Annotated in this window: 9 protein-coding genes; 4 read left to right on the forward strand and 5 right to left on the reverse strand. The window is 34.9% G+C overall.

From position 1 onward, the window contains the following. Both ACMAZA_RS02545 and sucD read left to right on the forward strand, forming a co-directional pair. Positions 1 to 1,176: a malate--CoA ligase subunit beta gene (locus tag ACMAZA_RS02545; protein ID WP_435189749.1), complete on the forward strand. Its 1,176-nt coding sequence runs from the start codon at positions 1 to 3 to the stop codon at positions 1,174 to 1,176. A 9-nt stretch (positions 1,177 to 1,185) separates the two neighbouring features. Next, positions 1,186 to 2,073, forward strand: a complete 888-nt coding sequence (gene sucD / locus ACMAZA_RS02550; RefSeq protein WP_435189751.1) for a succinate--CoA ligase subunit alpha — start codon at positions 1,186 to 1,188, stop codon at positions 2,071 to 2,073. Positions 2,074 to 2,093: 20 nt separating this feature from the next. Here sucD and ACMAZA_RS02555 read toward each other — a convergent pair whose 3' ends face one another. The 5 genes from ACMAZA_RS02555 to ACMAZA_RS02575 all read right to left on the reverse strand — a co-directional run bounded on the left by ACMAZA_RS02555 (position 2,094) and on the right by ACMAZA_RS02575 (position 7,118). Then, positions 2,094 to 2,948 (reverse strand): alpha/beta hydrolase, encoded by an 855-nt coding sequence (locus ACMAZA_RS02555; RefSeq protein ID WP_435189753.1) that lies wholly within the window; start codon positions 2,946 to 2,948, stop codon positions 2,094 to 2,096. Between the two features lie 16 nt (positions 2,949 to 2,964). After that, the gene (locus ACMAZA_RS02560; RefSeq protein WP_435189755.1) at positions 2,965 to 3,372 is read right to left on the reverse strand and encodes a nuclear transport factor 2 family protein; all 408 of its coding nucleotides are present in this window, start codon (positions 3,370 to 3,372) and stop codon (positions 2,965 to 2,967) included. Between the two features lie 9 nt (positions 3,373 to 3,381). Continuing rightward, a complete protein-coding gene (locus ACMAZA_RS02565; RefSeq protein WP_435189757.1) occupies positions 3,382 to 4,056 on the reverse strand; it encodes a glutathione S-transferase family protein in 675 nt (224 codons plus the stop codon). Between the two features lie 18 nt (positions 4,057 to 4,074). Further along, the gene (locus ACMAZA_RS02570; protein ID WP_435189758.1) at positions 4,075 to 5,235 is read right to left on the reverse strand and encodes an LLM class flavin-dependent oxidoreductase; all 1,161 of its coding nucleotides are present in this window, start codon (positions 5,233 to 5,235) and stop codon (positions 4,075 to 4,077) included. 68 nt (positions 5,236 to 5,303) lie between these two features. Continuing rightward, entirely contained in the window at positions 5,304 to 7,118 is a 1,815-nt protein-coding gene (locus ACMAZA_RS02575) for a sulfotransferase (RefSeq protein ID WP_435189759.1), read from the reverse strand. Positions 7,119 to 7,386: 268 nt separating this feature from the next. On the opposite strand from ACMAZA_RS02575, the gene ACMAZA_RS02580 reads away from it, so the two are divergent. Further along, positions 7,387 to 9,048: a tetratricopeptide repeat-containing sulfotransferase family protein gene (locus ACMAZA_RS02580; RefSeq protein WP_435189761.1), complete on the forward strand. Its 1,662-nt coding sequence runs from the start codon at positions 7,387 to 7,389 to the stop codon at positions 9,046 to 9,048. Position 9,049: 1 nt separating this feature from the next. Beyond that, on the forward strand, positions 9,050 to 11,752 hold the full coding sequence (locus ACMAZA_RS02585; RefSeq protein ID WP_435189763.1) for a tetratricopeptide repeat protein: 2,703 nt from the start codon (positions 9,050 to 9,052) through the stop codon (positions 11,750 to 11,752). Positions 11,753 to 11,755 lie beyond the last annotated feature (3 nt).

Here is an 11,755-nt window from a genome sequence, read left to right on the forward strand (position 1 = left end):
ATGAACATTCATGAATATCAAGCCAAAAAAATATTGGCACAATATGGGGTTCCCGTTCCACGAGGCGGTGTAGCGCACTCTGCAACTGGAGCAATTTACCAAGCTAACGAATTAGGTGGAGACAAGTGGATTGTAAAGGCTCAGGTGCATTCTGGCGCTCGCGGAAAGGCAGGTGGAGTTAAATTATGTGAATCACCTAAAGAAATTTCTCAGTTTTGTGACCAGTTTCTTGGTAATAACCTAGTCACAAATCAGACAGGCCCTGAAGGCAAAATGGTTTCAAGTATCTATGTTGAGGAGGCTACCGACATTATAAAAGAGCTCTACTTTAGCATCGTTTTGGATAGGGCAACTCAAAAAGTGACTTTGGTTGTTTCTACTGAAGGTGGAATGGACATTGAGCAAGTTGCAGAGGAGATGCCAGAAAAAATTAACAAAATTAGGATTGATCCTTCAGTTGGAATGCAGCCATTCCAAGCGCGACAACTGGTTTTTACTCTGGGATTACCTAATGAGGCAATCGGCTCTGCCAGTCGGGCAGTCATGAAGTGTTATCGCGCGTTTCGAGATACCGATGCCAACTTATTGGAAATTAACCCTTTAGTGTTGACATCTGGAAATAAAGTTCTTGCTCTTGATGCGAAGATGTCATTTGATGCAAATGCACTCTATCGAAGACCAGAAATATTTGAATTTCACGATAAAACGCAGCAAGATATTCGAGAAATCAATGCCGCTGAGCATGACCTAAACTATATTGGATTGGAAGGCAATATTGGTTGTCTGATTAATGGCGCAGGTCTTGCGATGGCAACAATGGATATGATCCAACATGCTGGCGGGGAGCCAGCAAACTTTCTAGATATTGGTGGCGGTGCATCAGCCCAAAGGGTTGCTACATCTATAGAACTTGTTTTATCAGATGAGAATGTTGAGGCTATTTTAGTTAATATCTTTGCTGGTATTAATCGTTGTGATTGGGTTGCCCAGGGCATTGTAGATCTATTAAACAAACGCGATATTGATATTCCTTTAGTAGTTCGTTTGTCAGGTACCAATGTTGAAAAAGGACAAAAAATACTAAGAGATAGTGGCAAAAAAGTTATTACTGCTGAAACATTGTCAGATGCAGCACACACGGTCGTAGCTGAATGGAAAAAATCAACTGGAAAATGAGGGCTTATTATGAGTATATTTATTAATAAAAAGACCCCAGTTTTAGTTCAAGGTCTAACGGGGCGCATGGGTTCATTTCATGCTCAAGAGATGATTGATTATGGTACTAATGTCGTTGCTGGAGTTACTCCTGGTAAGGGAGGTACAACCCATCTAGGAAGGCCAGTGTTCAACACGGTTAAAGATGCTGTTGAAGCTACAGGCGCTGAAGCCAGCATTATCTTTGTGCCTCCTGCATATGCGGCTGACGGAATTATGGAAGCTGCTGAAGGCGGCATTAAATATTGTGTCAGCATTACTGATGGAATACCAACACATGACATGATTCGGGTAAAGAGATATCTTTTTGCACGTGCTAAACCAGAGGATCGCATGATTTTGACTGGTCCCAATTGTGCTGGAACCATTAGTCCAGGTAAAGCTATGTTAGGTATTATGCCAGGTCATATTTATAAGCAAGGCAACGTTGGACTCATTGGACGCTCAGGCACTTTAGGTTATGAAGCCGCTTCCCAAATGAAGGAGCTGGGTATTGGAATTAGTACTGGTGTAGGTATTGGTGGTGACCCAATAAACGGTAGTTCGTTTGTTGAAATTTTAAAGCATTTTGAACAGGATGATGAAACTGAAGCGGTACTGATTATTGGTGAGATTGGAGGTCCACAAGAAGCTGAAGCTGCAGAATACTTTCAAAAACATATGACCAAACCAATGGCAGCTTATATCGCTGGTTTGACTGCTCCACCAGGAAGACTTATGGGTCATGCTGGAGCAATTGTTAGCTCTAGTGGTGAGAGTGCGGCTGAAAAGGTTGAAATGTTAGAAGATGCTGGTGTGATGGTCTCACCAACCCCTTCAGACATGGGTTCAACAATGGCAAAACTTCTTAAGGTGTAAATTCACTTAAAGAGTTTCAATTATTTAAGCCATGCTTTAACTTTGTTAAAAATTTCTGAATCCTTTTTGGAGAGTCTTTCTACAACTCCAAAGTGGTCAACTTCTGGTTCAGCAAAATAATCAAGTGGTGCATTATAGCCTTTCCATTTCTTAACAAAATTGTAAGTTTGCCAATGAAATTCAGGAGTTTCACCTCCACCTAAAGTCACTAGAATTGGGGCGTCAGTTTTCGGCTCAAAGAAATGTGGACTTAAAGCATGACTCTCTTCGTCATCAAGACCAAGAGCATCTGCTATAGTTGTTTTTCTAATCGGATCAAGTTGGTAAAGTCCACTTATAGGAATACCTGTTTTAATGATATCTTTTGGAAGGTTATATGAAATAGTTGACCAGTTGGTTGTTAGAACCATACCGGTAATATGTCCACCCGCTGAGTGACCAGAGACGTTAATTCTGTGTTTTGAAATTGAGTAATCATCTGCTTTATTCCAGATCCATACAATCGCTTCTCGAATTTTATCAACAATATTTGTCATACTAGCGCCAGGACAGAGTTGATACCCAATGAGTGCAACGTCAATCCCAGAATTCACAAAAGAATCAGCAACAAAACTGTAGATTGACTTATCTCCTCTTTGCCAGTAGCCTCCATGAACGAAGATAAATAAGGGTGCATTTGGCTTCCCACTTCTAAAAATATCGAGTTTATCTTTTTCACCATTACCATATTGGCAGTCAAGGGAGGAGTCAACATTAGCCCTAAAATCTTCACTCCAGTTAGACCACTTTTCAATGAGGGCATCAAAGTCATCCACTAGCAATCTTACGTTGTATCCTTTTTCAAGTGTTGGATCAATTGGTATTGTTCTTTCCATAGTAGTGCCTTTAAAATTAGCTTGTACGGTTCTTATAAAAAGTATCTTTGTGGATGATTAAACCCTCTCTAAAAGTAAGAATATCCACACTTAAAAAGTCTTGGACCTCGCCTGATTTTAGTTTAGCAACACGATGAAACTCGCAGTAGGCCTTGTCACCAGAGACCCTTGTATCAATTGGCGTCCAGTTTACACTTTGAACATTATCAAAAAGACCCTGGAAAATACCTCTTATTGTATCAAGACCAGTAAAACGAGTACCATTCACATCTGGCCCTGCAGCATGGTCAAAGACAGCATCCTCTGCAAAGAAAGACATGACTGCATCTATATCATTTCGATTATACGCATCTGTTATCTTATCCAATAGAGCAGGAGTAATTCCAGCATCTTGAGTTGAAGTTTTTGAGTTAAATATTGACATATATAGTTCCTATTTATCATTCTCTTCGCCTTTTTTTTGAAGTGCAAAGAATTCTGATGGTGAATTGCCAAAGGGCTGCATTGCATGCTCTTGAAAAGGGAGGCGATTGGTTAGTCTTTTATACCAAGCCTCAACTCCAGGTAAGGAAGGCCTTTCAATATCAAGCACAAAGTACTTATGGATTAAAACTCCGAGCGGAATATCTCCAAAAGTAAAGGCATCTCCAGCAACATAGTGATTGTTAATTAAGTGATCATCAAGAACCTTAAGAATATCTGAACTCTGCTTTGCCATTTCAGCTATTTTTTTATAATCTCTATCTTTCTCTTCAGTTCTTACAAGTTGCCAGAAGACTGGAAAAAAAGTACCCATAAAGCTATCTGTTGACCAGGTCATCCACTGATCAGAAATGGCAGCTTTTTGAGGATCTTTAGGATAAAGACTGCCAAGCCCATATTGCTTGGCTAGATATCGAATGATTGCATGAGATTCCCACATGACAAAACCATTATCCCTAATGGTTGGTATTTTTGAGTTCGGGTTGAGAGACTTATATTCTTCTGTTTCAAGATCTCCAGATTTAGTGCCAATTGAGGATCTTTTGTATTCAACTCCTAGTTCTGAGAGAGTCCAAAGAACTTGAATGACTTGATTAGCGTTTTTTCTTCCCCAAATTTCTAACATTAATTAATCTCCAAATTTTTATACACCATCAGGGCTAAATCTCGGCATAACACGCTCAGAAAACAAAGTCATACTTTTGAGAATATTTTGATAGTCAAATCCAGGGAACTGTTGAAGCAGCATGATATGCTTAAGACCAATCGACTCATTATATTTTTGAATTTTCTCTGCAACATAGTCAGCATCACCTACCCAGATGAGTTCATACTTCATTAGAAAATCAAACCACTCACCATTAAGGTCATCATCAGTCGGATTTGCATCATCATCAAGGTAAGCTTTGCGGGTCCAGCTCCCTTCTGGTCTCGAGCCACTCAGATACTCATAGTAACCATTGATTGAATGTCTAACATCTTTATCAGCTTGCTCCATGGTTTCAGCTACATAGATTACTGTGCATACTCCCACACCGTCCCCTCTTTGATGGATAGTTCCATCATGTGACTCTGCATCTGCATATGCATCCCAGCAGCTAACGAGTTTTCCCGGAGGGCTTGACATGCCTATCACCTTAAAACCTCTCTCAGATGCCAATTTATAAGTATGTGGCGAGTTTGACATCAGCCATACTGGAGGATGAGGATTTTGATAAGGTCTTGGATGTATGTACATCCCTTTATATTCACCATCTTCAGAGTGGTACTCTTTTTCTAGAGGCATCAAAAAACGATTTGTTTCTTTCCAGCCTGGAACTGGGAATTCATAAAATTCTCCTTTATGAGTAAAAGGATCCTCAGTCCATGCCTTTAAAATAACTTCAAGCGACTCCATAAAAAGTCTATAACTTTTTTCATTATCACGGCGATCCGCCTCTTTATTGAATTGGAGTGTAACTCTCTCATTAATACCTTTAGCTACTCCAAAATCAACTCTACCTTCTGTCATATTGTCTAAAAGCGCGATATCCTCAGCAACTCTAAGAGGGTGCCAATCTGGCAAAACAATAGGAGCCTGACCAACACGAATTTTTTTTGAATGAGATGCCAAATCAAGAGACATCATTATGGGGTTGGGGGGAGCATTCAGATATCCATTATGAGCAAAGTGATGTTCTGTAAGCCAAACAGTTGTAAAGTCACCTTGTTCTGCAATTTGAGTTTGCTCACGCATCATTTTAACCACTCGTTCCCATGGGATATTTTCACCGGGGTTGAAGAAGGGTACAAAATCAAATCTCATATGTTTTTTAAAAGTTAAAAGATAAAAATTTTAAATTATAAAATATTTAAATTTTTTTGATCTATTAATTAGTAATCACTAAGTCCATCAATAAGTGGTTTTAGGTAAGCCTCATATTTCTTCCATGCCTCAGAGCTCCCTTTATAAATTTTCTTTCTAACTTGTGAATGACTTGCAGTTTTTACTGCACGAGTATTCTTGTGAAATTCTAGGCAATTATCATCCCATTTTAAATCACAAAAATTCAATAGATCTTTAGTTTCACTTTTTTGTTCATTAATGAGTTTTTCATAGTTAATTTCATAAATTTTATTTGGAAAAAGTTCATTCCAAGTATCCATTGTTTTGACATATAAGCTGTAAAAATTAACCAAATCATTCATGTCATAACCCCAGCTATTTCCTGTAACGCTGAAGTAATGCTTATATATTGACCAACAAATAGCTCTAGCATCTCTCGTAACATGGATTATTTTTGCCTCAGGAAAAGCCTTTAAAATTAGGCCAATGTATTCAAAATTTAATGGCATTTTGTCTGTAAAAAATTTTTCCGAAATACTGTATTTATCAAGCGAGTTCAAATACTCTGTTCCGATGGAAAGAATATTTTTATCAGTAAGATTCTCTGAACTACTTTGTAGAATTTTTTCTATAAAAGGGTTTGAAGCATTTTTAAAATTATTCATCTCACCAGCTCCAAAGACCTCTGAGTGACTTGATAAGATTTGCTCAACTAGCGAAGATCCTGATCTTGGCATTCCAACAATAAAAAGAGGTTTTTTGATTGAGTTTTTTTTGTCCAAAATATTTTTTGCAATAGATGGTGAGGCTTTTGCAATATCAATAATATTAGATTGTATTTTTTTATAAGACTCAAAAGAGAAACCCAGCTCTTTTTTTTGGAGGTTGTTTCCTTCATTTAAATATTTAAAAAAATCTTTTTCTTTATTTAAATCTTGATTGACTTTTGCAAGTGCGAAGCATAATTGGATTTTGTCTGAATTATTTGTTGAGTCAATCGAATACAGTTTTTCCATGATTTTAACTTGTGAGTCTCTTTCATCATATTTTTTTATTGAACTAATGTTTTTATGCGCTTCAGCATAATTAGAATTGATTTCAATAGCCTTAGAATAGCTTTCTAATGCGTTCTCTTGAAAGCCTAACATTTGAAACAAAATACCTAAGTTGTTATGAGCAAGTGCATATTTTGGATCAATAACTGTCGCTTTCTTAAATTGCTTCAATGCATCATCATAATTCATTATTTCCTGATACGTAGCTCCAAGATTATTGAATGCTTCAGCATAATTTGGATTGTAGGCAACAGCCCATTCAAGACTTTTTATAGCGGACTCATAGTCTCCATTATTCATTTCAATTAATCCAGCATTATTATGTGCCTGAGGATATGCATGTTTAATTGAAGTTGCTTTTTGATAGTTTTTTAAAGCTTTATCAGTTTGCTTAACCTTTTGGAGTGCAACGCCTAAATTATAATAAGCCTCAGCATAATCAGATTTCAACGTGATAGCTTTTTCAAAACAACTAATTGCATTATCAACTGGACCAATTTGACTGTAACAAGCGCCAGCAAAATTAAATAATAGTGGCTGATGAGGATGTAATTCAATGAGAAGATTTATTGAATCTAAAGATTCCTTTACTAGGCCTGAAGAGTAGAGACGCATTGCATTGTCTAACTCTTTCTTTGAGGGACTCTTGCTCTTACTTTCTTCAAGTAAAAGTAGCCCTTTTTTTGCTTCTTGATTATCAGGAATAATAGATAAAACTGATCTATATAAGTCTCCAGCTTTCTTTAAATCACCCTTTTTAGTATTTTTTTTTGCACTAGATAAAATTCTTTGTATTTTCAGGGACATTTGATATTATTTCTAGGTTAATGATAAGTAAAAGTTTTTTAAAAACTTGTTTATCTCATTATATTCAACTTTTTTTCAGTCTTAACAATTTATCTAATTTTATGATCATACTCACTTTAATTTATAAAAAGAGAGGCTTACAAAAAAAACCTAGTTTAAAATTAAAAATTTAGTGATTATTAAAATTCATTTGTTTTGTTTAAACAATTTTTGTTCAATTTATTCATCCAAATTTTCAGAATGAATCATAAAAAAATCTATCTTGCTTATGAATAATCTACAACCAAAAATCTCAAAAAGTGAAATTAATTTGGTTATGGATTTATATTCAACTGGCCAATTTAAGGAGGCAGTTGAAAAAATTAAAGAATTAAATAACAAATTTCCAAATGTACCTATATTATTTAATTTAATTGGGGCATGTTACAAAGAATTAGGACACCTTGAGGGTTCAGCAAAGATGTTTGAAAATGCAATAAACATTAAGCCACATTATGCTGAAGCACACTTCAATCTTGGAGCAGTACTAAAGATATTAAACAAAGATAATGAGTCAATTCAATCTTATAGGAATGCAATAGCAATTAATCATAAATATCCCGATGCACTTAATAATCTTGGAAGAGCTTTACACGAACTTGGGGAGTATGATGAAGCAATTGATTTATTAGAGTGGGCTATCGCCTACAAACACGATTTTTCAGAAGCTCACAATAATCTTGGAAATGTCCTTAATGACATTGGAAAAGTAAGTGAAGCAATAGAAAGCTTTAAAAAAGCTATCACGCATAATCCAAATTATTCATCAGCATACTATAATCTTGCATCTGCTCATAAAGATATAGGCAATAAAAATGCCTACCTAAAATATATTGAAAAATCAGTTCAATTAAGGCCAAATTGGGGAGAGGCAAATTTCAATTTAAGTCAGGTTAAAGACTATTCCAATGGGGATCCTCACATCAAGAAAATGGAGTCATTGCTGAAAATAAATAACTTAGAATTAACGGATCAAATAGGTTTAAATTTTGCTCTAGCTCACGCCTATGATAAGCTTGGAAATCATGAAAAACAATTCAAATTCTTAAACGAAGCAAACAAACTGAGAAAACAAGAGGCAAATTATTCTTTTTCAATAGATAAAAATAGGTTTGCATTAGTTAAAGCTTTGTTTAATTCAAGTCCAGTTAGCCTTGAAAAGTTAAAAACTAAATCAAAAGATAAGAGACCCATTTTCATTGTTGGCATGCCTCGATCTGGAACGTCTCTAGTTCATCAAATTATCGATAGTCATCAAAAAGTAAGTGGTTTAGGAGAGTTAACTATTTTGTCAAAAATAATTAACCAGTTTTTTAGACAACATGATTCTGATGATGTTATTTCTAATGAGGAGTTGCTTTTGATAAGAAACAACTATTTACAGTATATTTCTTCATTAAAGATAAATAATAATATTTTTATTGACAAAATGCCTTTAAATTTTCGGCATATTGGGTTTATTCTTGCAGCTTTTCCAGAAGCAAAGATTATTCACATGAAAAGAGATAGTATGGCTACTTGTTGGTCAATTTATAAGTATTACTTTAATGGCAACCTATACTCTTATAATCAAAAAGATTTAGGGAAGTACTATAAATTATATGAGGACCTTATGAGGTATTGGGACAAAAAATTTCCAACAAAAATTTATAATATTTCATATGAAGATCTTACTCTCAATCAAGAGCAAGAAACTCGGAAGCTTATTGATTACTGTGGGCTAGATTGGGATGAAAATTGTTTGAACTTTTATAAAAACAAAGGGGCTGTTAAAACAACTAGTGCTCTTCAAGTAAGACAGAAAATGTATCAGGGTAGTTCAGAAGTTTGGAAAAAATATGAAAACCACCTAGAGGATCTGATTACTGTATTAGATTATTACAAAAAATAATATGAATAAGATAAAACCATCCAAAATTGAAATTGACTCTATCATTAATCTTTTTTCTAATGGGGATTTAGAAAAATGTCTAGAGACTATTGCAATTTTAATCAAAGACTATCCCGAAGAGTCTTTGTTATTTAATATTCAGGGTGCCTGTTATGCTGCTTTAGGGCAGTCTGATAATTCAGTGAAATCGTATAAAACTGCAATCACTTTAAAGCCAGATTATGCTAAAGCCCATTATAATTTGGGCGGCATTTTGCATGAAATTGGAAATTTAGATAAATCAGTTCATTCATACGAAAGCGCTCTCAGTATTGAGCCAGACTATGCAGAAGCCCACAACAATCTTGGCAATGTTTTTAGAGATCTTGGTAATCTAGATGAAGCTGCCAAAAGTTTTGAAAAAGCTTTAACCATTAATCAAGACTACATTGAGGCACGCTATTCACTTGCGATTGTCCTTCAAAAATTAGGAGATTTAGACTCTATAGATCATTTTGAAAAAGTTCTAGATATGAAACCAGACTTTGCAGAAGCTCACAATAACCTTGGCGTTGCATTAAAGGACATTGGCCAAGTTAATGAGGCGGTTGAATCATACAATAAAGCTTTAAAAATCAATCCAAATTATGCTCAAGCTTTAAATAATTTGGGTAATGCTTTAAGAGACCTTGGGAAATTTGAGGATGCAAAAGAAGCATATGAGAGGGCTTTAAGAATTAACGCTGATTATCCAACCCTGCATAATAACCTTGGCAATGTTTTAAGAGAACTAGGAAGATTAGAGGAAGCTATTGAGTCATATCAGACTGCAATATCTCTTAATGAAGATAATCCTGATTCGTTTAATAATTTAGGAGTAGTTTTTTTTACGCTTGGTGATTTAGATTCTGCAATTAGAGCTTATAAAAAAGCAATAATTATTAACCCAAATTTTGATAATGCACATAATAATTTAGGCGCTGCTTATAAAAAAATAGGTGAATTTGATAAGGCGGTTGATTATTATCAAACGGCTTTAGTGATTGACAATCAAAATTTTGAAACTCATAATAACTTAGGAAATGCTTGGTCAGAAATTGGAAATTATGATGAGGCAATTAAAAGCTTTAATAAAGCGATCGAAATTAATCCTGATTTCGAAGATGCCTATAATAACCTTGGGATTACTTTGTTGACGCAAGGAAGAATTGATGATGCATTTAAGTTAAATCAGAAGGCATTATCATTAAATCCAAATTTTGCTGAAGGGTATGTTTTTCAAGGTCGATTATTTTCTGAAATTGATCAGCAGGAAGAAGCATTAATTAGTTTTGAAAAGGCAAACACAATTAATCCAAAAATTGATTTTAACTTAAGTTCAATTTTAAATATGAAAATGGATCTTTGTGACTGGGATGGAATTGAAGATTTAGTTAGTGATTTGCCAAGGAAGCTAAATAACAGTGAAAAATTAATAAGACCTATGCTTTTAAGTGCATTGATTGATGATCCAACGCTTCAACATAAAGCTGCAGAAATATATTCAGAGTTTTACTTCCCAGAAAGCCACCTTCTTCCTCAAATTCAAATATATCCAATTTCTTCAAAAACTCGTGTTGGTTATTTTTCTGCAGATTTCAAAGAGCACCCTGTCGCTAATTTGACTGCTGAACTCTATGAACTTCATGATAGAAATCAATTTGAAATTCATGCGTTTTCATTTGGTCCTGATACAAATGATGCAATGAACCTTCGAATAAAAAAAGGAGTTGATTACTTTCATGAAGTAAGCGAAATGTCGGATAAAGAAATTGCCATGCTTTCAAGATCTTTAAAGATCGATATAGCAGTTGATTTGGGAGGTTATACTGCTGGAGCGAGAACAGGAATTTTTGCTTTAAGAGCAGCCCCTATTCAGGTAAATTATCTTGGGTATTCATGCACAATGGGCGCTAAATATATGGATTATATAGTTGCTGACAGAACCATAATTAGTGAAGATCAGAAGATTAACTATTCGGAAAAAATTGTTTATTTGCCTGATTGCTTTATGGTTAATGATACAAAAGTGGCAAAATCTGAAAAAATATTCAATAAGGCCGAGGCTGGATTACCATCAGATAGTTTTATATTTTGCTGTTTTAATTCTCATCATAAATTTACTGAAAATGTTTTTTCTAGCTGGATGAAGATCTTATTGAGCGTTGATAAAAGTGTTTTATGGCTCCCAAGTGGAGATAGATCTGCGTTAAACAACCTTAAAAAGGAAGCAGAAAAAAAAGATATTGATCCAAACCGTCTGATCTTTGCACCTCGTTTGGATTTAAGGGGAGACCACCTTAACAGAATCAAATTAGCAGATTTGTTTTTAGATACTCACCCATATAATGCTCACTCAACAGCTAGTGATGCTCTCCAAATGGGGCTTCCAGTTTTGACTTATGAGGGCTCTTCTTTTGCAAGTAGGGTGGCAACAAGTTTAAATAATGCTCTGCAATTAAATGAGTTAGTTGTTAATTCAGAAGATGAATATATATCTCTTGCAATTGAACTTGCAAAAAAACCTGAGATGATTCATGCCATTAAGTCTAAATTAAATTTAAATTTATCCACATCCAACTTATTTAATGCTGGAATATTTACTAAAAATATTGAATCTGCTTTTGAAAAGATGATCGATAGGTCTCAAAAAAAACTTGATCCAGATCATATTTATATTGATTAATTT

Origin of the sequence: Pseudothioglobus sp. nBUS_23, assembly GCF_051201565.1 — a bacterium.
In the GTDB taxonomy this organism is placed as follows: Bacteria; Pseudomonadota; Gammaproteobacteria; order PS1; family Pseudothioglobaceae; genus Pseudothioglobus.

What these genes read in the sequence shown, in the direction of transcription:
- ACMAZA_RS02545 (WP_435189749.1), top strand. Translation starts at nt 1, where the DNA reads ATGAACATTCATGAATATCAAGCCAAAAAAATATTGGCACAATATGGG.
- sucD (WP_435189751.1), top strand. Translation starts at nt 1,186, where the DNA reads ATGAGTATATTTATTAATAAAAAGACCCCAGTTTTAGTTCAAGGTCTA.
- ACMAZA_RS02555 (WP_435189753.1), bottom strand. Translation starts at nt 2,948, where the DNA reads ATGGAAAGAACAATACCAATTGATCCAACACTTGAAAAAGGATACAAC.
- ACMAZA_RS02560 (WP_435189755.1), bottom strand. Translation starts at nt 3,372, where the DNA reads ATGTCAATATTTAACTCAAAAACTTCAACTCAAGATGCTGGAATTACT.
- ACMAZA_RS02565 (WP_435189757.1), bottom strand. Translation starts at nt 4,056, where the DNA reads ATGTTAGAAATTTGGGGAAGAAAAAACGCTAATCAAGTCATTCAAGTT.
- ACMAZA_RS02570 (WP_435189758.1), bottom strand. Translation starts at nt 5,235, where the DNA reads ATGAGATTTGATTTTGTACCCTTCTTCAACCCCGGTGAAAATATCCCA.
- ACMAZA_RS02575 (WP_435189759.1), bottom strand. Translation starts at nt 7,118, where the DNA reads ATGTCCCTGAAAATACAAAGAATTTTATCTAGTGCAAAAAAAAATACT.
- ACMAZA_RS02580 (WP_435189761.1), top strand. Translation starts at nt 7,387, where the DNA reads ATGAATAATCTACAACCAAAAATCTCAAAAAGTGAAATTAATTTGGTT.
- ACMAZA_RS02585 (WP_435189763.1), top strand. Translation starts at nt 9,050, where the DNA reads ATGAATAAGATAAAACCATCCAAAATTGAAATTGACTCTATCATTAAT.